General features: G+C 63.6%; 22 protein-coding genes and 1 riboswitch. Of the genes, 6 read left to right on the forward strand and 16 right to left on the reverse strand.

Going from position 1 to position 23,306, the window contains the following annotated elements:
- Positions 1 to 56 precede the first annotated feature (56 nt).
- Entirely contained in the window at positions 57 to 830 is a 774-nt protein-coding gene (locus BC363_RS01390; protein WP_083223753.1) for an N-formylglutamate amidohydrolase, read from the reverse strand.
- 175 nt (positions 831 to 1,005) lie between these two features.
- On the opposite strand from BC363_RS01390, the gene BC363_RS01395 reads away from it, so the two are divergent.
- From BC363_RS01395 to BC363_RS01420, 6 genes are all read left to right on the forward strand, one after another.
- The gene (locus BC363_RS01395) at positions 1,006 to 1,884 is read left to right on the forward strand and encodes a MurR/RpiR family transcriptional regulator (protein ID WP_065786739.1); all 879 of its coding nucleotides are present in this window, start codon (positions 1,006 to 1,008) and stop codon (positions 1,882 to 1,884) included.
- A 187-nt stretch (positions 1,885 to 2,071) separates the two neighbouring features.
- The gene (locus tag BC363_RS01400; protein WP_065786737.1) at positions 2,072 to 3,178 is read left to right on the forward strand and encodes an ABC transporter substrate-binding protein; all 1,107 of its coding nucleotides are present in this window, start codon (positions 2,072 to 2,074) and stop codon (positions 3,176 to 3,178) included.
- Positions 3,179 to 3,387: 209 nt separating this feature from the next.
- Positions 3,388 to 4,269 (forward strand): ABC transporter permease subunit, encoded by an 882-nt coding sequence (locus BC363_RS01405; RefSeq protein ID WP_065786735.1) that lies wholly within the window; start codon positions 3,388 to 3,390, stop codon positions 4,267 to 4,269.
- Complete coding sequence (locus BC363_RS01410; protein ID WP_065786733.1) at positions 4,266 to 5,048, forward strand: ABC transporter permease; 783 nt, start codon at positions 4,266 to 4,268, stop codon at positions 5,046 to 5,048. Before BC363_RS01405 ends, BC363_RS01410 begins: the two co-directional genes overlap by 4 nt.
- Before the next feature lie 12 nt (positions 5,049 to 5,060).
- Positions 5,061 to 6,122: an ABC transporter ATP-binding protein gene (locus BC363_RS01415; protein ID WP_065786731.1), complete on the forward strand. Its 1,062-nt coding sequence runs from the start codon at positions 5,061 to 5,063 to the stop codon at positions 6,120 to 6,122.
- A 135-nt stretch (positions 6,123 to 6,257) separates the two neighbouring features.
- A riboswitch (FMN riboswitch) is annotated at positions 6,258 to 6,408 on the forward strand.
- Between the two features lie 91 nt (positions 6,409 to 6,499).
- On the forward strand, positions 6,500 to 6,973 hold the full coding sequence (locus tag BC363_RS01420; RefSeq protein ID WP_065786729.1) for a 6,7-dimethyl-8-ribityllumazine synthase: 474 nt from the start codon (positions 6,500 to 6,502) through the stop codon (positions 6,971 to 6,973).
- 350 nt (positions 6,974 to 7,323) lie between these two features.
- Here the strand turns inward: BC363_RS01420 and BC363_RS01425 are convergent, their stop codons facing one another.
- From BC363_RS01425 to BC363_RS01495, 15 genes are all read right to left on the reverse strand, one after another.
- Positions 7,324 to 8,607 carry a low temperature requirement protein A gene (locus BC363_RS01425; protein ID WP_202618515.1) on the reverse strand — a complete coding sequence of 428 codons (1,284 nt, stop codon included), beginning with the start codon at positions 8,605 to 8,607 and terminating at the stop codon, positions 7,324 to 7,326.
- A 171-nt stretch (positions 8,608 to 8,778) separates the two neighbouring features.
- The gene (locus tag BC363_RS01430) at positions 8,779 to 9,216 is read right to left on the reverse strand and encodes an RpiB/LacA/LacB family sugar-phosphate isomerase (RefSeq protein WP_065786725.1); all 438 of its coding nucleotides are present in this window, start codon (positions 9,214 to 9,216) and stop codon (positions 8,779 to 8,781) included.
- A gap of 43 nt (positions 9,217 to 9,259) precedes the next feature.
- Positions 9,260 to 10,027, reverse strand: coding sequence for a triose-phosphate isomerase (locus BC363_RS01435; RefSeq protein ID WP_065786723.1), 768 nt, complete (start codon positions 10,025 to 10,027; stop codon positions 9,260 to 9,262).
- Positions 10,024 to 10,809: a DeoR/GlpR family DNA-binding transcription regulator gene (locus tag BC363_RS01440; RefSeq protein ID WP_065787018.1), complete on the reverse strand. Its 786-nt coding sequence runs from the start codon at positions 10,807 to 10,809 to the stop codon at positions 10,024 to 10,026. The genes BC363_RS01435 and BC363_RS01440 overlap by 4 nt, the downstream gene beginning before the upstream one ends.
- Before the next feature lie 103 nt (positions 10,810 to 10,912).
- The gene (locus tag BC363_RS01445; protein ID WP_065786721.1) at positions 10,913 to 11,851 is read right to left on the reverse strand and encodes a TIM barrel protein; all 939 of its coding nucleotides are present in this window, start codon (positions 11,849 to 11,851) and stop codon (positions 10,913 to 10,915) included.
- Positions 11,852 to 11,865: 14 nt separating this feature from the next.
- Positions 11,866 to 12,705 (reverse strand): TIGR01459 family HAD-type hydrolase, encoded by an 840-nt coding sequence (locus BC363_RS01450; protein WP_065786719.1) that lies wholly within the window; start codon positions 12,703 to 12,705, stop codon positions 11,866 to 11,868.
- Entirely contained in the window at positions 12,702 to 13,988 is a 1,287-nt protein-coding gene (locus BC363_RS01455) for an FGGY-family carbohydrate kinase (RefSeq protein ID WP_065786717.1), read from the reverse strand. Before BC363_RS01455 ends, BC363_RS01450 begins: the two co-directional genes overlap by 4 nt.
- Entirely contained in the window at positions 13,985 to 15,037 is a 1,053-nt protein-coding gene (locus tag BC363_RS01460) for a class II aldolase/adducin family protein (RefSeq protein WP_065786715.1), read from the reverse strand. The genes BC363_RS01455 and BC363_RS01460 overlap by 4 nt, the downstream gene beginning before the upstream one ends.
- A gap of 12 nt (positions 15,038 to 15,049) precedes the next feature.
- On the reverse strand, positions 15,050 to 16,582 hold the full coding sequence (locus BC363_RS01465; protein WP_065786714.1) for a glycerol-3-phosphate dehydrogenase: 1,533 nt from the start codon (positions 16,580 to 16,582) through the stop codon (positions 15,050 to 15,052).
- On the reverse strand, positions 16,582 to 17,619 hold the full coding sequence (locus BC363_RS01470; protein WP_065786712.1) for a 2-hydroxyacid dehydrogenase: 1,038 nt from the start codon (positions 17,617 to 17,619) through the stop codon (positions 16,582 to 16,584). Before BC363_RS01470 ends, BC363_RS01465 begins: the two co-directional genes overlap by 1 nt.
- A complete protein-coding gene (locus BC363_RS01475) occupies positions 17,616 to 19,193 on the reverse strand; it encodes an FGGY-family carbohydrate kinase (RefSeq protein WP_065786710.1) in 1,578 nt (525 codons plus the stop codon). The genes BC363_RS01470 and BC363_RS01475 overlap by 4 nt, the downstream gene beginning before the upstream one ends.
- A complete protein-coding gene (locus BC363_RS01480; protein WP_065786708.1) occupies positions 19,193 to 20,317 on the reverse strand; it encodes an ABC transporter ATP-binding protein in 1,125 nt (374 codons plus the stop codon). The genes BC363_RS01475 and BC363_RS01480 overlap by 1 nt, the downstream gene beginning before the upstream one ends.
- Positions 20,314 to 21,432, reverse strand: coding sequence for an ABC transporter ATP-binding protein (locus BC363_RS01485; protein ID WP_065786706.1), 1,119 nt, complete (start codon positions 21,430 to 21,432; stop codon positions 20,314 to 20,316). The genes BC363_RS01480 and BC363_RS01485 overlap by 4 nt, the downstream gene beginning before the upstream one ends.
- Before the next feature lie 3 nt (positions 21,433 to 21,435).
- Positions 21,436 to 22,293, reverse strand: coding sequence for a carbohydrate ABC transporter permease (locus tag BC363_RS01490; RefSeq protein ID WP_065786704.1), 858 nt, complete (start codon positions 22,291 to 22,293; stop codon positions 21,436 to 21,438).
- A 10-nt stretch (positions 22,294 to 22,303) separates the two neighbouring features.
- Entirely contained in the window at positions 22,304 to 23,227 is a 924-nt protein-coding gene (locus tag BC363_RS01495) for a sugar ABC transporter permease (RefSeq protein ID WP_065786702.1), read from the reverse strand.
- Between the last annotated feature and the right edge of the window lie 79 nt (positions 23,228 to 23,306).

The raw sequence follows: 23,306 nt of genomic DNA on the forward strand, positions 1-23,306 counted from the left end.
CCACCTGCCCCGGCAAGCCGGAACAGGACCGCGGCCAGGCCGCTCCCCAGGGTCTTTTATTGTTTTGAAAGTGCTGCCACGCCTTGGGCGAGCAGCCCTTCCAGATAATCGGCCATGACCCTCTGGCCGATCTCGTTTCGAATGAGATCATTGCGGATCTCGATCATCACATTCGGCAGTCCATTTTGGACGCCGTATTCGATCAGGCTGTGCGTAACGCCATCGGCCGGCCCATAGGGCTCGTTGCGGCGGATGTCGTAGGCAACCTTGCCCCTGGTTGCGAAGATCAGCATCTGGTCGGCGAGCCGGCTGTCGCTATCGTGCAGGATGCCGACTTCGACTGCGCGCGGCTTGCCGAAATAGACCGGCGTGAACGAGTGCATGGTAACAACCACCGGCGGCCGGCCTCTGGCCTTGCGCTCGGAGACGAACCGGGTGACGGCGTCGCGAAACGGCAGGTAGATCTCGTCTACCCGTGCCTGCCGTTCCTCGCCCGGCATGTTGCGATTGCCCGGAACCTCGTAGACTTCGCTGACGGCCGGCATTGCGCCCGCGGCTTCCGGTGGACGGTTGCAATCATAGGCGAGGCGCGAGAAGCGCTGATAGATCAGGGCTGCGTCGAGCTTGCGCGACAGAAGCTCGGCGACAGCGAGCGCACCCGGGTCCCACGCAATGTGACTTTCGAGTGCCTGCTGGGAAAGGCCGAGCGAACCGAGACGCTCCGGCACCCGGCGTGACGCATGTTCGCAAACGAGGACGAGATCGCCTCTCCCGGCCGCGTTCTCGATCGCAACCGGATCACCGTCTGTTTCGGTCAAAAGTCGCGTCAACACCGGCATCCCCTCTTGCCCCGTTAGACGTTCGTTAATGAAAAGATTTGTTCAGAGATAAGCGAGTGTCAATCGAAATCTGAAACGATCTCTTCAAAATTGCGATTGACTTCAATTGTGACAGCGATGTTTAATCTGTCACAAACTGGCGTTAGACCAGTTCAGGGGAACGAATTTGACCAGCAAGGCGACATCCACGACGGTGTCGGATGTGATCAATGCCCACTTCGCCGCGCTGACCCGCGCGGAAAGACAGTTGGCCGAGACACTTCTCGACAATTATCCGGTATCGGGGCTCGGTTCGATCACCACGGTCGCCGAGAATGCCGGCGTATCGACGCCGACCGTCGCCCGCATGGTGCAAAAGCTTGGTTTCAAAGGCTTTCCTGATTTCCAGTCACGGCTGCATCAGGAGCTGGAAGCCACCATTTCCAACCCGATCAGCAAGCATGACCGCTGGGCCGCGAGCGCGCCCGGCACCCACACGCTCAATCGCTTTGCCGATGCCGCCATGAACAACATGCGCGAGACGCTGGCGCAGATCGAGCCACAGGAATTCGACGAGGCGGTCGCGCTTGTCGCCGACCGCAGGCGCAACGTCTATCTGCTCGGCGGCCGCATCACCCGCGCCGTTGCCGATTATCTCTTCACGCATCTGCAGGTGATCCGCCCGGGCGTGACCGAGATCGCGTCGAATGCCAGCGCCTGGCCGCATTACGTGCTCGACATGCGCCACGGCGACGTGCTGATTCTCTTCGACATCCGCCGCTACGAGCAGGAAATGGAGACGCTGGCGAAATCGGCGCGCGAACGCGGCGTCGAGATCGTGCTCTTCACCGATCGCTGGAGTTCGCCGGTGGCAAAATCCGCCGCCAAGGTCTTCCGCTCGCAGATCGAGGTGCCCTCGGCCTGGGACAGTTCGGTGGTGATCCTGTTTCTGGTCGAGGCCCTGATCGAAGCCGTTCAGAGCACCAACTGGGACGCCACCCGCGACCGGATGAAGACGCTTGAGGGGCTGTTCGATTCGACCCGCATCTTTCGCAAGCCGGTTTAGGAGGGGCAGCCGGCACGTTCACGGAATTTTATGCACGTGTGTTTCAGTGAAGGCGTCGTGTCGGAAAAAGAATTGCTCTTCCAACGACATGCGCGGCGCGAACACACACATCGCTGTCACACAAGTTTCATCGCATCTCATTAACAGCATCGCCGAAATTGACTGAAAACCCATAAGGAGAACGCCAGTGATTTCAAAGACTCAACGCCTGCTCTCGCTTTCCACCGCCATTCTTCTGGCAACGACGGCGATTGCCGCTGCCGAGCCGAGCGCAGAGCTCATCGAAGCCGCCAAGAAGGAAGGCATGCTGACCACCGTCGCTCTGCCCCATGACTGGTGCGGCTACGGCGACGTCATCGCCTCCTTCAAGGCCAAGTACCCGGAAATTCAGGTCAACGAACTGAACCCCGACGCCGGCTCTGCCGACGAAGTCGAGGCGGTCAAGGCCAACAAGGACAACAAGGGCCCGCAGGCGCCTGACGTTGTCGACGTCGGCCTCGCCTTCGGTCCGCAGATGAAGGCCGAAGGCCTGCTGCAGCCTTACAAAGTGTCCACCTGGGACGAAATTCCCGATAGCGTCAAGGATGCCGAAGGCTACTGGTACGGCGACTATTACGGCGTGATGTCGTTCCTCGTGAACAAGGACCTCGTCGCCAATTCGCCGAAGGACTGGACCGATCTGCTGAAGCCGGAATATGCCGGTCAGGTAGCACTCGCCGGCGACCCGCGCGCCTCGAACCAGGCGATCCTCGGCGTTCTCGCCGCCGGCCTCGCCAAGGGCGCTAAGTCGGGCAAGGAAGCCGGCGAAGCCGGTCTCGGCTATTTCGCCGAGTTGAACAAGGCCGGCAACTTCGTTCCGGTCATCGGCAAATCGGGCACGCTGGCCCAGGGCTCGACCCCGATCATCGTCGCCTGGGACTACAACGCGCTTGGCTGGGGCAAGACACTGGCCGGCAATCCGCCGACCGAAGTCGTCGTTCCGGCCAGCGGCGTTCTCGCCGGCGTCTACGTTCAGGGTATCTCGGCCTATGCGCCGCACCCGAACGCAGCGAAGCTGTGGATGGAGCACCTCTACTCGGACGAAGGTCAGCTCGGCTGGCTCAAGGGCTTCTGCCACCCGGCCCGCTTCAACGCCATGGTCAAGGCCGGCAAGGTTCCGCAGGAACTGATCGACGCCCTGCCGCCGGCAGCGGCTTACGAAAAGGCCTACTTCCCGACGCTCGAAGAAGTCGACGCCAACAAGGCTGCCGTCACCGGCGGTTGGGATTCCGTCGTCGGCGCGAACGTCCAGTAAGCCTTTCCACAACCATGCCGTCCCGGCCGGTCTTCCGGCCGGGACGGCTACGTTATTCCTGCATGTTTCCTTAAATCCCAGCCGATTTAAGGAAACATGCAGCAATTCAAAGTGCTACAGCGACCTTCGCACGTCTGATAAGACGCGCGGCGCTGTAGAAAATTCAATGAACGACCGCGTCCGCAACGCGGCTTTTCGGGGCGAACGGAATGTCACCTGCTAAACCCGACGCCAGTCCGCCTGCGCGTCGCCTACCGCTTCACTGGCTGGGCATCCTGCCCTTTGCCGCGTTCGTGACGCTGTTTCTCATTCTGCCGACGATGAAGATCGTGGTCGGCGCGTTTCAGACACCGGACGGCAGCTTCACCTTCGACAATATCCGGGGCCTGTTCACGCCCTCGATCCTTGCGGCCTATTGGATCTCCATCAAGATCAGCATCGCCTCGGCGCTCCTCGGCTGCCTGATCGGCTTTGCCATGTCCGCGGCAATCGTCTTCGGCGGATTGCCGAAGGGGATCCGCGGGCCGCTTCTGACCTTTTCCGGCGTTGCCTCCAACTTTGCCGGCGTGCCGCTCGCCTTCGCCTTTCTCGCGACGCTGGGGCCGGTCGGCATTCTCACCGCCTTCCTGCGCTCGAATTTCGGTTTCGACCTCAGAATGCTCGGCTTCAACCTCCTGTCCTTCTGGGGACTGACGATTACCTATCTCTTCTTCCAGATCCCGCTGATGATCCTCATCATCACGCCGGCGCTCGACGGGCTGAAGCGCGAGTGGCGCGAGGCGGCCGAGATCCTCGGCGCCACCGGCCTGCAATACTGGCGCATGGTCGCCTTCCCGATCCTGCTACCTTCGCTTCTCGGCACCTTGGCGCTGCTCTTCGCCAACGCCTTCGGCGCCGTTGCGACAGCGATTGCACTCACCGGTTCGTCACTGTCGATCGTGCCCATCCTGCTCTTTGCCCAGATCCGTGGCGACGTGCTCGGCAATCCGCACCTCGGCTACGCGCTCGCCTTCGGCATGATCGTCGTCACCGGCATCGCCAACGCGATCTACATCTGGCTTCGCGCCCGCAGCGAGAGGTGGCTGAAATGAAGAAGATCTGGGCCTGGGGCGCCCTCCTTTTCGGCCTCCTCTATTTCACTCTGCCGCTCATCGGCATGACCAATTTCTCGCTCAAGATGCGTCGCGGCGAATATTCCTTCGATGCTTACGGGAAGGTTTTCAGCGATCCGCGGTTCCAGGAGACCTTCACCTATTCGGTGATGCAGGCGCTGTTCACCATCGTCTTCGGCGTGCTGCTCGTCGTGCCGACGGCCTACTGGGTTCGGCTCAAGCTGCCGCGGCTGCGCCCCTATATCGAGTTCATCACGCTGCTGCCGCTCGTCATCCCGGCGATCGTCATAGTCTTCGGCTATATCCGGCTCTACAACACCTCGAGCTGGCTGCCGCTGACCGGCTCACTCACCGGCACCAACATGCTGCTGATGTTCGGCTATGCCACGCTTGCACTCCCCTATATGTACCGGGCGGTGGACACGGGGCTGAGGACAATCGACATCGCCACACTGACCGAAGCCGCACAAAGCCTCGGGGCGGGATGGGCCACCATTCTCGGACGGATCATCCTGCCGAATGTTCTTGTCGCGGTGCTCTCGGGCGCCTTCCTGACCTTCGCCATCGTTATTGGCGAGTTCACCATGGCGGCGCTTTTGAACCGGCCGGCATTCGGTCCGTATATGCAGCTTCTCGGCGCCAACCGCGCCTATGAGCCCGCCGCGCTCGCCGTGATCGCGTTCGGCATCACCTGGGGCTGCCTCGGCCTCATCCAGCTCGTCTCGCGCTTCCAAAAAAGCGCGCCTCCCAAGGCCTGAGGATCGTTCCGCATGAGTTTCCTGACACTGACCAACATCCAGAAATCCTTCGGCCCCGTGCAGGTCGTGCATGGCTTCGACATGTCGATCGAAAAGGGCGAGTTCGTGTCCTTCCTCGGCCCGTCGGGCTGCGGCAAGACGACCGTCCTGCGCATGATCGCCGGCTTCGAGACACCCTCCAGCGGATCCATCGTCATTAATGGCAAGGACCAGGGAACGCTGAAGCCAAACCAGCGCAATATCGGCATGGTGTTCCAGGCCTATGCGCTGTTTCCCAACATGAACGTGCAGGACAACGTCGCCTTCGGCCTCAAGGTCGCCGGCGCGCAGAAGGCGGAGATCGACACACGCGTCAAGCAGATGCTGAGCCTGATCAAGCTCGAGCACCTGGCCGATCGCTTCCCCTACCAGCTTTCCGGCGGCCAGCAACAGCGCGTCGCGCTCGCCCGCGCGCTCGCCGTCAAGCCGCAGGTGCTGCTGCTCGACGAGCCGCTGTCGGCACTCGACGCCAAGATCCGCGTGTCGCTGCGCGAAGAAATCCGCCAGATCCAGCAGCAGCTCGGCATCACCACCGTGTTCGTTACCCATGACCAGGAAGAGGCCCTGTCGATCTCCGATCGCATCGTCGTCATGAATGCCGGCCGCGCCGACCAGATCGGCACGCCGTTCGAGATCTACAACACGCCTTCCACCCGCTTCGTCGCCTCCTTCGTCGGCACGCTCAACATCATCGAAGCCAAGGTCGCCGACCCGGCCGCAGGCGCCGTCACTATCGGCAACCAGCAGGTTTCCCTGAGGGATGCGATCGCCGGCATGAAGGGCGGCGACAACATTTCGCTGGCGCTGCGCCCGGAGGCAGGCTCGATTGCCGACAGCGCCAAGGGCGACACCGCGCTTGCCGGCCAGGTGGTATCGACCAGCTTCCTCGGCTCAGTCATCCGCACCAGGTTGCGCGTCGGCGGCGACGTCATCTCCTTCGACATGTTCAACGATCCGGGCGTGACGCCGCCGGTCTCTGGCGACAACGTGACGCTGCGTTTCGCCGCCAAGGACCTGCTGGTCATCCGCGAATAGGTTTGGGTCGAAAGCTACCGCGCTGCCGGAATTATTTCACCCCGGCGACGGCAGACCTTGGAAAAATCTGTCGTGATTTCTAGGATTTTCGTCGCGACACGCGTTTGACCGCGCGTGGCCGATCTATATAGTCGCTCCTGTTCTCAGGGCGGGGTGAAACTCCCCACCGGCGGTAGCGATCGAAAGATCGAAGCCCGCGAGCGCCTTGGAGCTCAAGCTCCGGGGGTCAGCAGATCCGGTCAGATTCCGGAGCCGACGGTCACAGTCCGGATGGAAGAGAGCAAGCAGCAACGTGGACCCCGCGCCGGGGTTTCGCGCGCATGCATGTTCGCCCGACGGGAAAATTGGAAACGCCAAACCCTGGAAGGCTTGAGACCATGACTATTCTTTCCCACCCCACCGCCAAGATTGCGATCGTCCGTGCCCGCTGGCACGCCGACATCGTCGACCGCTGCGTCGATGCCTTCGTCGCCCAATGGACGAAGCTTGGCGGCACGGCGGCCGACGTCGAGATCTTCGACGTACCGGGCGCGCTGGAAATTCCGCTGCACGCGCAGAAGCTTGCCAGGACCGGCCGTTATGCCGCGATCCTCGGCACCGCCTTCGTCGTCGACGGCGGCATCTACCGCCATGACTTCGTCGCCGGCACCGTGCTCGACGGCATGATGCGCGTCCAGCTCGATACCGACGTGCCGGTGCTTTCGGCCGTGCTGACGCCGCACAATTTCCAGGAAAGCGCGCCGCTGATCGCCTTCTTCCGCGAGCACTTCGTCGCCAAGGGCGAAGAAGCCGCCAATGCCTGCGTCCAGATCCTCGACGCCCGCGCCAAGCTGGCGCTGATCAACGCCTGATCTGCCAGCAGGCCATAGCATCGGACCTGAAACCGGCTGCCCCCTCATCCGGCCTGCCGGCCACCTTCTCCCCGCACGCGGGGAGAAGGAAACGCGGGGCGCGCGCTGCGAACCATGATCTCGGCAGACCTACCGGAAAGCGTGCGACCGCCGTCACACTGCATCATGCCTCTGCAGCGCCTGCGCGGGAGGATACGCCCACGGCACGCTCGGCCGTCCCATCTCACCGCCCGCGGGGAGAGGGCTATTTTCCACACATCTTCGCCGTCCACAGCCTTTGAATCAATCTCTGAGACGCGTGATTCAAATCCGCAACGGACGGTCACAAGCCGCTGTTTCGACTCGCGAAATCAATGCGCCGCTTCGCTCTTGCGCAAACTGCGCTCCAGCGCGGCCATCCGGTGACGGTGGCCGGCCGCCTCGTAGCCGACGATGGTCACGACCGGCGCAAACATCAGGATGATCAGGCACTTCGCCATGCCGACCCCGGCCAGGGCCGCGACCACAGAGGCAGCCAGCACGAGCGCCGTGCCCATGAGCAGCCAGAGATGCAGGCGGTCCGCCTGCTGCATCAGATAGGTGTACATCGCATAGAGGAGCCCGATGTAGAACGCGACGGGCACCGCGACCGTCAGCACCGTCGCGACCGAGCCGATATGGGCCTTGTGCTCGATATAGTAAGCGGCCACGTGCAGGCCCGCGCCGGTCGCAACGATCGAGGCGAAGATCGGCATGTGGCCGTAGCCCCAGACGAAGGCCCGCTTGAGCCGGTAGTGATGCAGCACCTCGGCGCTCGGCAGCAGGAAGTAGATCCACCACATGCCGAAGGTGAGCCCGGTGCCCGCGAGGCAGACGAGCGCGACATCGAGATTCCAGCCCTGCCCCTCGACCACGGCCGAGATCGACGCAACTGTGCCGACAACCCCTTCCCCGAGTGCGATAATGGCGAGAAGCCCGTAGCGCTCGGCGATGTGGTGGGCGTGCCAGGGCGTACCTCCATGCCGCGTCTCGGCCAGATAGGGTCCGAGCATTTCGATCGCCGTCAGCGCGACGACCATGGCGAAGGTCACGACAAGCGAAAAGTCGATGAAGATCAGCACGACCCAACCGAACTGGGCGACGCTGATCGCCTTCACATAGGTGAGGCACGCGCCGCGCCGTGCCGGGTCCTGCCGGCTCGCGCGCAGCCATTGGAAAAGCATCGCCACGCGCATGACGACATAGCCGAGAACCATCACGCCGTTGTCGAGGTGCTCGCCCTTGTCGATCGACTCGAACATTGGCGGCAGACCGATCGCCAGGATCAGAACGCCGACCATCTGCACCATGGTCACGCTGCGAAAAATCCAGTCATCCGTGTCATAGGCGGACGCGAACCAGCTGAAATTGATCCAGGCCCAGCAGATCGAGAAGGTCGCGAGCGCAAAGCCGAACAGCCCGGCAAAATAGTGCCCTTCCGCGAGAAAATGGGCGAGTTGCGAAGCCGCCAGGCTGAACGCGATGACGAAGGTCAAGTCGAACAGAAGTTCGAGCGTCGTCGCCGTCCTATGATGTTCGTGCGTGTCGCGGCCGCTCATCCGCGCCACATGGTGATGGGCGCTCGGATGCGGCTCTGTCGAGGTTCCTTCACTCATGAGATGACGCCCCTGCATTTGACAATCCGCAAGCATATTCAAATATTTGCAGAAGCTTCGTCAAGGCGCGGCGCGAGCCCGAAAAAGAAAACGCCCGGCATCTCTGCCGGGCGTCTCGCCGCAATGCGCGAGGGAGGATCAACGTGCATCGCGGTAATGGTGGTCGGATGCTTACTTCGCCGTATCGAGGCGATCGATCGCCTCGACATTGCCGGCCGACGGGCCGTTAGGGTCAAACTCGGAGGCAAGCCAGGCATCGACAATCGACTTTGCAAGTTCCGGCCCGATGACGCGCGCGCCCATGGTGATGATCTGGGCGTTGTTCGACTTGGCCGCCCGCTCGGCGGAATAAGTGTCGTGGGTCAGCGCGGCGCGGATGCCCGGCACCTTGTTGGCCGAGATGCAGACACCGATGCCGGTGCCGCAGAACAGGATGCCGCGCTCGTTCTCGCCATCGACGATGGTCTGTGCCAGCTTCTGCGACAGGTCGGCATAGAAGCCGGACTGGCTGAGGTCGTTGACTTCGAGATCGGCCTTACCCTTGAGGTGGGCGGCGATGACGTCGAGCAAGGGCTTGCCGGCGCTGTCTGCTCCGATTGCGATCTTCATGATTTTCCTTTCCGTCCGTGTTGATCTGCGGCGTGCGGGGGGCTCAGATCGCCTTCGAGACGCGCTGCAGAATGTCGAGATAGCCGTTGACGTCCCAGGCGGAGCGGCCGATGAACAGGCCGTCGATATGCCCCTGGGTGATCAGTTCTTCGCAATTGCCCGGGTTGACGCTGCCGCCATAGAGAACGGGAACGCGAACACCGAGGGCGCCTTGCGCGACATCGGCGATCCGCTTGTGACGGGCATCGGCATAGTCGGCCGTCGCCGGAATGCCGTTGACGCCGATTGCCCAGACGGGCTCATAGGCAAGCAGGACCGTGGCCTTGCGGGCGTCGCCTTCCAGCAGTTCCAGCGCGCCTTCCACCTGCCGCTTCAGGACGGTATCCGCCTCGCCCGCCTCGCGCTCCGCGAGCGTCTCGCCGATGCAGATCAGCGGCACCAGGCCATGGCGCACGGCCGCTGCCGTCTTCAGGCCCACAGTCCGGTCAGTCTCGCCGAAGTGCTCGCGCCGTTCGCTGTGGCCGAGCTCGACGACGTCGAGGTTGCAATCCCGAAGCATCACCGGCGAAACCTCGCCGGTCCAGGCGCCGGCGTCGTCCCAGTGCATGTTCTGCGCGCCGACCTTGACGCTCGTTGCCGCGAGCCGATCCTTGACCTGCCGCACAGCGGTGAAGGGCGGAATGACAAAACGCTGGATGCGCTCGTCGCGGGCGCCATCCGCTGCCGCCAGTCCGTCGGCAAAGACCATGGCTTCCGCCAGCGTCTTGTTCATCTTCCAGCTTGTGCCCACCCAGAGCTGAGGCTTGTTCATGCTTTCTCCGATGCTTTTCGATTGTCGACCTTGACCAGGCGGATGCCGGCCTCGCCGAGCGCCGCGGCGTGCTCGTCCGCCACCTCGGCGCCGGTCAGCACCGCATCGAAGGCATCGAGCCCGGTCAGGAAATGCAGGGCAGACCGCCCGAACTTGTCGTGATCCACCATGAGATATTTGCGCGCCGCCGACTTCGCCATCAGCCGCTTGGCCTGCACGACCTCCTGGTCCTGGTGGAAGGCTGCCGTTCCCTCGACCGCGGAACTGGAGAGAAAGGCGATATCGACGCGCAGCGAGCGCAGCGCCTCTTCCGTGATGATGCCGAAGAAACCGTTGAACTTCTTGCTGTACTGGCCACCAAGCGCGATGACGTTGATGCCAGGCGCTCCGGACAGGCTGGCAATCACACCGAGATTGTTGGTGATGACGGTCAGCGGCCTGATATCCCTGACGTAGGCGGCGATCGCACCGGCCGTCGAACTGTCGTCGATGAGAATGCTCTGCCCCGGCTCGATCAGACTCGCCGCATATTCGGCAATGCGGTTCTTTTCGGCGGCGGCAATTTTCTCGCGGTAGCGGAAATCGCTTTCGAACTGCGGGCTCGACTGGATCGAGGCGCCGCCATGCACCTTGCGCAGCAGGCCGGCCTGTTCGAGGTCGTCGAGATCGCGATGCACCGTCATCTTGCTGACGCCAAAACGAAGCGACAGGTCTTCGACGGAAGCCGTGCCGGCCTCCATCAAAACATCCATGATCGCCTGTCGCCTGTCTTCGGGCTTCATCGTCATCCGCCTTGATCCGATGCCGCGAGAGCGCGGCATCACTCCTGGGAAGATAACACCTGAATGTTATATTTCAATGTTCAATGTGAGATTTTGTGATATTTTAGTGTGATTTTGATGGCCTGTTGAAGCCGGTATCGATGTAGGGCTCCCAGAATTCCACCGACTCTCGGATCATCTCGACGACGTTATGGTCGGTCGGCTCCCGCTCGCGGAAGGAAAGCTCCAGGCAGATCTCGTTGTCGGTGCCGCCGCCGGCCTTGACCGCACCGATCAGCTTCTCCGGCGTGATGCGGCCGTCCCGGTTGTAGGTGGCGGTAAACGGCCAGTGCCCACCCTTGTTCATTGATGACTGCTTGATGTGGATGATCGGCGAGCGCTCAGGAAACGCCCCTGCCCAGGCATAGGGGTCGATGTCGGCGGGATTATCGGACGTGACGTCCCCATGATCGATATCGACCATCATCTTCATCGGGATCGGCAGCTCCGCTTCGGCGAGCCGCCGGTCGAGCGAGCGGCACTCGGCGATCGTGTGGCCGAATTCGCGCCCGACCGACATCGGCTCCCAGAACACATAGGAAAGACCGGCAGCCTTGCCGTGTTCCGCCACTTCGCGCCAGCAGTCGATGGCGATCTTCATCAAGTCCTCGCGCCGGGCCGGATCGTCATAATCCCTCAGCGTGAAGATCGCGAACTGCGTGCCCATGCCGGATGCGCCGAGCTCGGCCGAGATATCGGCGAAGGTCTTGAACCAGTCGACATAGTAGCGCCGCACATCCGGGTCCGGATGGCCGAAATGATTGAGCCTGCCATAGGGGCCTGTCATCCCCGAGGTGATCTTGACGCCGGTGCGGCCGAGCGCTGCCCTGAATTGACGGATGGTCTTGGAGATCGTTGCCGCCGGCCAGCCCGGATTGACGAACTCGTGCGTCAGTTGCACGTAGCCGATGCGGATCTCTTCGCCGATCGTCTCGATCAGATCGTCAGGCTCGGCAAAACGATTGACCAGCGGATTGGTGTTGAGCGACAGCGTGAAAGCCAAGGCGGTACTCCTGACTACCAGAGAAATTTCGGGAGGATGAAATCGGGTGTGGCGCCATGCTCGGCAAAGAGCTTTCGGCGCTCCTCGTCGGAGGCGTGCTCCAGAATGCCCGTGGTCACCAGCACCGAAGCGAGGCCGGCGCTCGCCGCCCCGGCGATATCGTGCTCGACGCTGTCGCCGATCGCGCAGACGCGAGAGGGGTCGGGATGACCGAGGAAGTCGAGGGCAAAATCGTAGATGTCGGCAAAGGGCTTGCCGATCCAGCGCACCGTCCCGCCGAGTTCCTCGTAAAGTTCAGCGATCCGTGCGGCTCCAAACGCCGTTCCGGTCTTCGTCAGCATCACCTTGTCAGGATTGGTGCAAAGGCACGGCACGCCGCGCCGCGCCGCCGGTGCCAGCAACGCCTCGTAGTGCGACAGCGGCAGCACATCGCCTTCGCTCGCCGCCAGGAGCACGAAGTCCGCATCCGCACCGTTTTCGGTGCGCTCGAGGCCGAGCCCGGTGAGCGGCGATAGATCGCCGTCGCGGCTGATCAGCAGGCATTTGCTCAGGCGTCCGCTTGCCTGCGCGCCTTCCGTCTTCAGGATCTGCCAGGCAACTTCGCCCGAGGTCAGGAACCAGTCCCAGCTGCCGGCGACGAAGCCGAGATCGACGAGGCGGCGGTCGTTTTCCGCCGAGCGCTTGCCGGAATTCGAAAGAATGATGACGCGCTTGCCCTGATCCTTCAGCCGCACCAGCGTTTCGGCGGCACCGGGATAGGGTCCGCGACCGTCGCGCAGCACGCCGAACTGGTCGATCAGGAAGGCATCATAGCGATCGGCGATATCGGCAAGGCCGGAGATGACGGTACTCATAGCACACCTGCCTGTCTTGCGCCGGCAAGCGCCAGTCGCGCCGTTCCGGCTGCTGCCTCTTCGGAACGTACCGTCAGGAACGGCACGCCGAGCTTGCGCGCGCGGATTGCCGACCACGCCGCATTTCTGGCGCCGCCACCGACGGTGCGGATGGAGCCGAGCTTGGGGCCGCCCAGCGACGTCAGCCTGTGATAGGCGAGGCTTTCGACGCCGGCGATGCCTTCGAATATCGCCTTGAGAAACACCGCATCATCCTGTGGTCGCGGCGTCAGGCGCGGCTGGAAATTCGGATCGGCGATGGGAAAACGCTCGCCCTGCTTCGTTAGCGGGTAATAGTCGAGCCCGGTAGCAACAGCCGGATCGATGCCGGCGGAAAGCGCGTCGATGCGCTCGGCGGAAAAATACTCGGCCAGAACCACGCCGCCCGTATTCGACGCGCCGCCGGCCAGCCACATGTCGCCGATGCGATGGCTGTAAAGGCCGTATTCCGGCGCAAACAGCGGCCGGTCGGAAAGCAATTTTACAGTGAGCGTGGTGCCGAGTGCGCTGACGCCGTCACCCGGGCGGGCGGCACCTGTCGCCAGAAATGAGGCGCAGCCATCGGTCGTGCCGGCAACGACGACCACGTCGCGCGCAAGGCCGAAGGCTTCGGCAGCCACCGGCGAGATCGTCGCGACCGGCACGCCGGCCGGCAGCACGTCCGGCAACAGGTCGACGCGCGCGCCGGTCTTTTCGATCCACTCCGGCCAGCACCGCGCCACCGGGTCGTAGCCGGTCTTCAGAGCATTGTTCTCGTCGGAAACGTCGTAGAGGCCGGTAAAGTGCCCGGCGAGCCAATCGGCCTGATGGATGACACGGAAGATACCCGGCACGGATTGGAACGCCAGCACCTTGGCAAGGCCGGAGGTCGCGCCATGGGCGGCACTTTCCGTCGGCGCATGGGCGGCAATCGCCTCCAGGATCGCGCCATCGGAAACCGGATCGTTGTACATCATCGGCGTGGCAAGCGGCGCGCCGTCGACTGCCACGGGCAACATCGTGCCGGAGGTGCCGTCGATGCTGATGGCTCGTATCCGCCGGCGATCAATCGCCTTGAGCACGCCGCCAAGCGCCACCTGCACCGCCTTCCACCAACCGACAGGATCACGGTGATCATCGGAAAAAGCTGCGAGTTTGGTCGCTTCCGACGCGATGATCGCGCCATCGGGCGCCATGGCGACGGCACGCGCACCCGAGGTGCCGATGTCGATGCCGATGACCAGGGCGTGCTGATTTCCGCTCATTGCAGCGCCTGCCCTGCCCGGTTGAGCTGCTGGCGATATTTCTCCGCGTCCCAGCCGAGCAGTTCCGCGTTCTCGGCGTCGCTCAGATAGCGGAGCCTGGCCGTCTCCGGGATGCGGGCCGTGACGTCGGCAAGGCAGCGCGCCATGGCGAGCGCGCCTGCGGAAATTGTCTTCTCGATGAGCACACCCTTGCCGGGAAAGAGCAGCAGCGGCGGCAGGCTCTCGCCGCGTTCCGTCCTGCCCGTCTCGATCGAAAGGGCGGTCTCGCCCGGTGCGGCGATGACGGAACCCTTGCCGAGGAAGATGACATGGTCGGGATAGAGGCTGCCGCCGGCGGCAATCCGGCAGCTTTCAAGATCGGTTGCAACGGCATGCAGCCGCACATCGTCGGGCAGGCAATAGGCACTGTCGACCGCAAGGCGCGACAGTGCCGCCAGATCGGTGGCGGGTGCCTGGCGCCGCGGCGCCGTCAACCGGCGCGAGACATCGGTCAGGAGCATCGCCGCATCGGCGACGGTCTCGGCCGCCACCGCAAGACCGTGATTGCCGAGGATCAGCACCGAGGTATTCTCCTGCAACCGCTCGGCAATCGCCTTGGCAAGCGGCAGGCCCGGCCGCGCATACGGCACGAACACGTGCGGGATGCCGGCCAGGCGTTCGGCGGCGATGGCAGCGCCGTTCGTCTGCACCACGGTCGCGATGGTTTCGACGCAATGGACATGGATCACCACCTTCTGCGGCATCAACGCATGCACCGTCGTCTCGATCGACGGGCGCAGGCCGGAAGGGTTCATCTCGGAAATGACGAAATGCTGGGCTTTCTCGGTCGCGGGATCATTGCGCTCCAGCGCTTCGAGCAACGGGTCGAGCGCCACCGGCACCATGACATCGCGTTGCCGGGCGTGGGCGAGCCAGAGGCCGGAGGCCTTGATCCAGAGCGTGCCGACCTCCTTGATCGACGTGTTTCCGCCCGCCCCTTGCACCAGTAAGGGATCGGCGCCGACACGCGCCGAGATATCGAGCAAGGCCTCGAATTCCAGACTGCGCATTCCTGCTCTCCTTCAGGCCGCCACTTGCTGGCGTTCGAGCCAGCCGGTGAAAGCCAGCCTTTCGGCCGGCGTCATGTGCAGGCCGTGTTTCGTCCGCCGCTCCAAGAGGTCGTCTGCCGTCGCAGCCCACTCGTTGTCGATCAGGAAACGCGCCTCGCGCTCGCGAAACAGCGGACTGAATGCAGTGCCAAGATCATCCAGCGACTTGGCATTGCCGATCAGGTCATGCGTGCGCGTGCCGTAGAGCCGCGCGTAATGCTTGGCGAGATCTGCCGTCAGCCAGCGATAGCGTGCCCTGAGATCGCCGAGAAACTGCTCGAAATCGCCATTGGCCATGTCGCCTCCCGGCAGATGCGCCGTGGCGGTCCAGGCCGCACCCATCGCCGGGAAGAACGGCTTCAGCCGTTCCAGCGCATGCTCCGACAGCTTGCGGAAGGTGGTGATCTTGCCGCCGAAGACGGAGAGCAGCGGCGCCTGGCCGTTGGCAGCGGCGACCTCGAAGATATAGTCGCGCGTCACCGCCGACGGGTTCTCGGCATTGTCGTCGTAGAGTGGGCGCACGCCGGAAAAGGAATGGACGATATCGTCTTCGGTGAGTTGCTGCTTGAAGTAGCGGTTCACCGATTTCAGCAGATAGGCGACCTCGTTGCCATCGGCCGATACGTCCTCGGGACGTCCCTCGTAGGGGATATCCGTCGTGCCGATCAGCGCCAGATCGTTCTGATAGGGGTTGATGAAGATCACCCGCTTGTCCGGGTTCTGCACGAGATAGGCCTGCCGCCCCTCCCAGAATTTCGGCACGACGATATGGCTGCCCTTGACCAGCCGCACGCTGCGGCTGGAATTGAGCCCGGCGACCCGGCCGATGACGTCGTTGACCCATGGCCCGGCGGTATTGACCACCGCGCGCGCCTTGACCTCCGACTTCACGCCGCTGCGCAGATCGGTCATCTCCACCTGCCAGAGGCCGTCGATGCGGCGCATCGCGCTGCAGGCGGTGCGCGTCAACACCCGCGCGCCCTTCTTCCGGGCATCGAGTGCATTGAGCACGACAAGCCGGGCGTCATCCACCCAACAGTCGGAATATTCGAAGGCCTTGCGATAGTCCCGCTTGATCGGCGCGCCCTCGGGCGCGGTTCTCAGATCGAGACTGCGCGTGCCCGGCAGACGCTTGCGGCCGCCGAGGTGGTCGTAAAGGAAGAGCCCGAGCCGGACGAGCCAGGCGGGTCTGTCGGCCGGATTGTGCGGCAAAACGAAGCGCATCGGCCAGATGATGTGCGGGGCGGATGAGAGCAGCACCTCGCGCTCGATCAGCGCCTCGCGCACCAGCCGGAACTCGTAATATTCGAGATAGCGCAACCCGCCATGCACCAGCTTGCCCGAGCGCGAGCTCGTGCCCTGCGCCAGATCGTCCTTCTCGCACAAGAGGACCGAGAGCCCGCGCCCGGCGGCATCGCGCGCGATGCCCGCGCCGTTGACGCCGCCGCCGACGACGAAAAGATCATATACTCCGGTCTCGGAACCCACGTTCTTGCCTCCTGTCATCAGCACGGATTGACCGGCGGCAGGCCGGCGATGTAGCGGCGCACCTCTTCGGCGGCCATCTCGGCGGCGTAGGTGACGGTGCGCACCGAAGCGCCGGCGATATGCGGCGTCAGCGTGACGTTCGCAAGCTGCAGCAGCGGCCATTCCTCCGGCACTGGTTCTACAGAGAAGGTCTCGAGCATGGCCGCCGAGAGGTGGCCGCTCACCAGGTTTTCGTAGAGCGCGTCGTAGTCGCAGAGCGGCCCGCGCGCTGTGTTGACGAAGATAGCGCCGGGCTTCATCTTCGCGAAGGTCTCGGCATTCATCATGTTCCTGGTTTCCTCGGTGACGCGCGGATGCAGCGTCACGAGGTCGGAGCGCGACAGGAGATCGTCGAGCGACACATGCTCGACGCCGGCATTCAGATCATCGGCGGAGAGCTGCACATAGGGGTCGTGCACCAGAACCTTGGTGCCGAAGGCCCTAAGCAGCCGGACCACCTTGGTGCCGATATTGCCGTAGCCGATGACGCCGACGGTCATTTCCGACAGCTCGCGGCCGGTGCGGTCGGCGCGGTAAAGGTCGCCGCGCCACTCGCCCTTGCGCAACGCCTCATGGCCGGTGCGGATCAGCCGCGTTTCGGCGAGGATCGCGCCCAGCGTGAATTCGGCAACGGCGCTGGCATTGCGACCGGGCGTATTGACGACGCTGATGCCGGCGTCGCGCGCTGCCGTCATGTCGATATTGACCGGCCCGCCGCGCGATACGGCCACGAGCTTCAGCCCGGGCAGCGACGTCAGCATGCCGCGCGACAGGGGCGCAAGCTGCGTCACCAGGATTTCCGCGTCGCCGATGAAGTCGACGATATCGTCCGCCTTGCCCAGATATTCCTTCAGGCCATCCATGCCTTCGACCGCGTAACCGTGCTCCATCGGCACGTCGGGCCACGGCAGTTCGAGCGTGCGAATCTCATGGCTGTCGCCGCTTGCTTCGACGATCTTGTCGCGAAACACGTCCGGCAGCATGAACCGGTCGCCGATGATGGCTATCTTCTTCATTTCAGTCTTTCCTGTTGTGGTCCCGAAGCCGCATCTTGGGAGAGTGCGTGCCACACGGGTCGAAGCGCGATGCGCGACTGCTGGTAGGAGGGGAAGAGGCCGTCGTAGCGGCGCGCAAGCGCCTCGTCGGCAGGTTCGGCGGCGCGCTGATATGGCAACACCCAGTCGCTGACGCATGCGGCCATCGACGGGTAGATGCCGAGCGACACGGCGGCGATCATGGCAGTGCCCGCCGCGCCCGCCTCCTCCCGCTCGCTGGTCTGGACGCTGGCGCCGAGCGCGCCCCCGAGAATGCGCCGAAGCGAGGCGCTGCGCGCCGCACCGCCGGTCAGCCGGATGCGGCCCGGAAGCGGCCCCATCTCGGCGTAGCAATCGCGTGCCGCCATGGCGAGCCCGTCGAAGACCGCCTTCACCATGTCGCCGAAGCCGTGGGTAATCGACAGCCCGACGAAGGAGGCGCGCGCCGAAGCGTCGACGAAAGGCCCGCGCTCGCCCGCATCCGAGATATAGGGCTGGAACAGCAACGAAGTATCCTTGGCCTCGGCCAGCCAGCCGTCGATATGGGACAGAAGTTCGCTTTTGGTCTTTGCGACGCCCATGCCCTTCAGGAGACCGCCGGCGACCGACAGTATCCAGTCGATGTTCAGCGTTGCCGCCATGTTCGACTGCATCTGCGCATAGGTGCCGGCGATCGGCATGCACATGGTGTAGCCGGTGAGATCGCGGTTGAGCCGCACGTCGTCGGCGCTCTCCGCAAGCCGCATGTGCATGCCGGTCGAGCCGATGATCGAGCAGCCGGTGTCGGTGCCCGGATCGTAGAGCCCGGCGCCAAGTGCGGTGCAGACGACGTCGACATAACCGAGCACCACCGGCGTCCCCTGGGGAAGGCCGGTGACGGCCGCCGCATCCGCTGAAAGCAGGTGGTGCGATGTCGCTCCGTCGACGATCTCCGGCAGGAAATGCTTGAGCTTCTCAAGGCCGAGAAAGCGGATGACGTCGTCGTTGTAGCTGCGGGTGCGGAAGTTGCCGAAGGTGAAGTTGGCTTCGGACGGATCGGTCGCGCGCATCTGCGTCAGCTTGAAATAGAGCCAATCCTTGCAGTGAAACGTGGTTGCGACGCCGGACAGCATTTCCGGCGCGTTGTCGCTCATCCAGCGCAATTGCGCGCCCTGCTGGCAGGCGGCAAGCCCGGAGCCGGTGCTGGCGAACCGTTCGACATCACCGCTGTCGCCCCGCAGGCGCTCGACCGTATCGCCGGCGCGCGCGTCGAGCCAGAGCCAGCCTTTACCGATAGGTTCGCCCGCCTTGTCGATCATCCAGGTGCCATCGCCCTGACCGGTCACCGCGATCGCGGCCACGCGCTGAGCGAGATTCTCGATCCTGCCCGAAAGCTCGGTCAGGGTGGTGACGGTATCGGCCCAGGTGCGGTTGAGGTCCTGCACGCTGCCGGTCCTGCCGACAGCCTCATAGGCGTTCGGCACCGCGGCGATCGCGATCTGCCGCCCGCCAAGGTCGAAGGCCACCGACTTGATGACCGACGTTCCCGCATCGATACCGATGAGGATATCCCGCATCAGGCAAGCTCCTCGCCGTGGCTGATCGCCTTGCCGCTGTCGCCGTCGAACACATGCAGGCTCGACGGATCGAGGTGAATGCCGATCGGCTGGCCGACGGCAAGCTCTGTGCGGTCATGCTCGACCAGCACCATGGTGCCGCCGGCGAAATCCGCGGCGATATGCGTCTGGTCGCCGAGCCACTGATTGACCGCCACCCGGCCGGCAACGCCGTCGGCGCTGCGGCGGACCGAGTAGGGTCGGATGCCGAGCACCACCTTCTGCCGCTTCATCAGCGCATGGCGCACCGCGTGGGAAAAGTCCGATGCCGGATATTCGAGCCGCACGCCGTCGTTGAGGCCGAAGGCGACCTTGGTCTCCGAACCGGTGACGCTCGCCTCGAACACGTTCATCGGCGGCTCGCCGACGAAGGTGCCGGTGAAGAGGTTTGCCGGACGCTCCTTGATCTTCTGCGGCGTATCGAACTGCTGCAGCACCCCGCCTTCCATGACGGCGATGCGGTCGGCGAGCGCATTCGCCTCGGTCTGGTCGTGGGTGACGAGGATCGCCGTCAGCCCGCGTTCCTTGATGTAGTGCTTGATGCGGCCGCGCAGCACGGCGCGCAACTGCGGCTCGAGCTGGCCCATCGGCTCGTCGAGCAGGTGCAGGTTGGCGTCGCGGATCAGCGCCCGCCCGAGCGAGGCGCGCTGCTGCTGGCCGCCGGAGATCGAGCTCGGATAACGGCCGAGAATGTCCTCGATCTCGAGCAGCTTGGCAATACCAGCTACCTTCTCGTCGACGACGCCTTGCGACAGCTTGGAAGCCTTGAGCGCAAAGGCGATGTTTTCGCGCACCGTCAGCGGCGGATAGAGCGAATAGCCCTCGAACGCCATGGCGACGTTGCGGCGCACCGGAGCGAAGGTCTGGACCTCGCGCCCACTGAGCGAGATCGTGCCGCGCGACACCGCCTCGAAGCCGGCGACCATGCGCAGCGTCGAGGTCTTGCCGCAGCCGGACGAGCCCAGAAGCGCGATGATCTCGCCCTTCCTGACATCCATGTTGAGCTTCTTGACGGCGTGCACGCCGTGGTCGATTGGACCGTAGAACTTGTCGACGTCCTTGATCAAAAGAGCGGTGTCGTTCATGCCGCTTCTCCATTGCGCTTGGATGCGATGTCGGCGCGGGGCAGAAGCCGGCCGCTCGCCTTGTCGAAGAGGAAGGCTAGCGCGCCGTTGACGGCGATATGGGCGGGCCCTGCCGCAGGCCCTGGCGTTCCGGCCGGCCGCGACACCAGGATTTCGCGACCGCGCGCCGTCATCGCCAGCGTCACGGTCTTCTCGTTGAGCGGCGTCTCCGCCTCGACCGTCACCGGGATGGCGCCCGGCGCCGACGCATCGACAAAGACGATGGTTTCCGGGCGAAGACCGAGAACGCAGGATTTGCCCGAAGCGTCGCCGTCATAATCGGCAAGCCGCACCCTGACGTTGGAGAGCTCGACGAAGACGCCGTCGCCGCTCCTCTGCGGCACCACATCCAGGAGGTTGATGGTCGGATCGCCAAAGAGCCGGGCGATCTCGATATCGGCAGGCGCGTTGTAGATCTCCTGCGGCGTGCCGATCTGGCGGATGCGGCCCTGCGACATCACGGCGATCCGGTCGCCGAGCGCCATCGCTTCCTTGTAGTCCTGGGTGACGTAGACGACGGTCGCACCCTCAGCTGCCAAAAGCCGCGGCAGCTCCAGCCGCATCTCAAAGCGCAGCTTGGCGTCGACATTACGCAAGGGATCGTCGAGCAAGAGCAGCGGCGGCGAGCCGACCAGCGCGCGGGCCAATGCCGTGCGCTGCTTCTGGCCGTTGGAAAGCGCCTTCGGGTGGTGGCTCAGCACATGGTCGATCTTCAGCAGCTTCGCCACCTTCTGCACGCCTGCCGTAATCGCATCCTTCGACGACCTCGTTGCCGTCAGCGGGCTGGCGATGTTGTCGAAGGCGCTCATGTGCGGAAAGAGCGCAAAATTCTGGAAGGCCATGCCGACGCCGCGGTGTTCGGCATCGACATCGGTCATGTCCTCGCCGCCGATCAGCACCCTGCCCTCATCCGGCTCAATGACGCCGGCGACCAGGCGCAGCAGCACCGTCTTGCCGGCACCGGACGGGCCGAAGAGCACCAGGCGTTCGCCATTGGCGACATCGAGCGACAGGTCGTCGAGAACCGTCTGGCTCTTGTAGCGCTTGACGATGTTTTTTAAGTGAAGCGTGGTCATGTCTTACCCTTTCACCGCGCCAAGCGACAGGCCTTCGACGAGGTAGCGCTGGGCGTAGAGTGCGAGCGCGAGCGTCGGCGTGACCGAGAGAACGATGGCCGAGGCGATCTGCCCGTATTGGATGCCTGAGGAGGTGACGAAGGCAAGCGCCCCCACCGTCACCGGCTGTTTGTCGGCGGACGCCAGCACCAGCGCGAAGACGAAATTGTTCCAGGCGAAGATGAAGGCAAGCAGGCCAGCGGCGGCAATGCCCGGACCGGCAAGCGGCAGGGCGATCTTGCGGAAGGTGGCAAACCAGGAATGGCCGGCAATGCGGTAGGCATATTCGACGTCGGCCGAGATATCCTCGAAATAGCCGCGCACGATCCACAGGATCAGCGGCAGGCAGATGAGCTGGTAGACCCAGATCAGGCCGAAATAGGTATTGGAAAGGCCGAGCCACTGGAAATACTGGGTCAGCGGCAGCAGCACCAGCAGCGGCGGCGCAAAACGGAAGGAGAGCAGCGTGAACGCGATGTCTTCCGAGCCCTTGAATTTATGCCGGGCAAAGGCATAGGCGGCGGGAACCCCGAGCACCAGCGCCACCGCAACGGAAGCGACCGACAGGAAGATCGAGTTGCCGAGGTTGCGCATGAAGGCGATATCGAGCGCGCCGGCCGCCGTCTGCAGCTTACCGGTGATCAGCGCCGCATAGTTCGACAGCGTCGGTGAAAACACGATCGACGGCGGAATGGTCAGGATCGTCTCGTTCGTCTGGAACGACATCAGGAAGATCCAGAAGATCGGGAACATGAAGAAGACAACGACGAGCGTCAGGGCGAGAGCGCGCAGGACCCGTTCGATGGGAGACGTGGTTTCCATTTGAACCCCCTTACGCTTCGCCGCGGGCGCGTTCGCGCAGGCGCAGCCAGTTCTTGATGAAGACGTTGGAGAGCGTGTAGGTGATCGCCCACAGGATGATCAGCAGCGCTGCCGAACGGCCGACATTGGTCGACTGGAAGAAGTTGAGATAGGCCTCGACCTGGAAGACGGTCAGCGTGTTGCCGGGGCCGCCTTGGGTCATCGCATAGATGATGTCGAACTGCTGGATCGAGTCGAGCAGCCGGAACAGCGTGGCCGTCAGAATGTAGGGCGTCAGCATCGGCAGGGTGATGCGGAAGAACACGAAGCTTCTCGGCACGCCATCGAGTGCCGCCGCCTCGAAGGGCTGGGTCGGCAGCGACCGGAGGCCGGCCAGAAGCAGGATCATGATGAAGGGCGTATAGACCCAGATATCGACGAGAATGACGGTCAGAAGCGCCGTGTCCGGCGACGACGCCCAGCGGAAATCGTTGAGGCCGATCAGGCTCGCGAGGTAGCTCAGAATGCCGAAGCTCGGGTTGGTCATCAGCTTCCACATCAAGGCGGCGAGCGCCGGAGCGATCATCAGCGGCAGAAGCAGCATGATCGAGATGAAGTTGTTGATGGTGGAGCGGCGCTGCAACAGCAGCGCGATGCCGAGGCCGAGCAGCAGTTCCAGCGTCACGGTGATGCCGGCATAAAGCAGCGACACCTTCAGGGTGTTCCAGAAGGCCGGGTCGGTGACGAAGTTCAGGTAGTTTTCGCCCCAGTTGAACTGACGCGCCCAGGGCTGGCTCAGCCGGTAGCGCTGGAACGAATAGATCACCGCCGTGAAGAAGGGGATGAGAATGCCGATGCAGACGAGCAGCGCCGGCAGGCTCAGCACATAGGGAAGCATCTTCCTGCTGATCCTGAAACCTGACGCCGGTTTGCGGAGGGTTGCTGTTGAAGCCATGTCGAGCTCCGTTCTCTAAAGTCTTGAAGAAAGCACGCGGCACGCGAGGTCGAGCCCCGCGCCAGTCCATCGGCATCTC

It is taken from the genome of Ensifer sp. LC384, from assembly GCF_001695865.1.
GTDB lineage: Bacteria > Pseudomonadota > Alphaproteobacteria > Rhizobiales > Rhizobiaceae > Ensifer.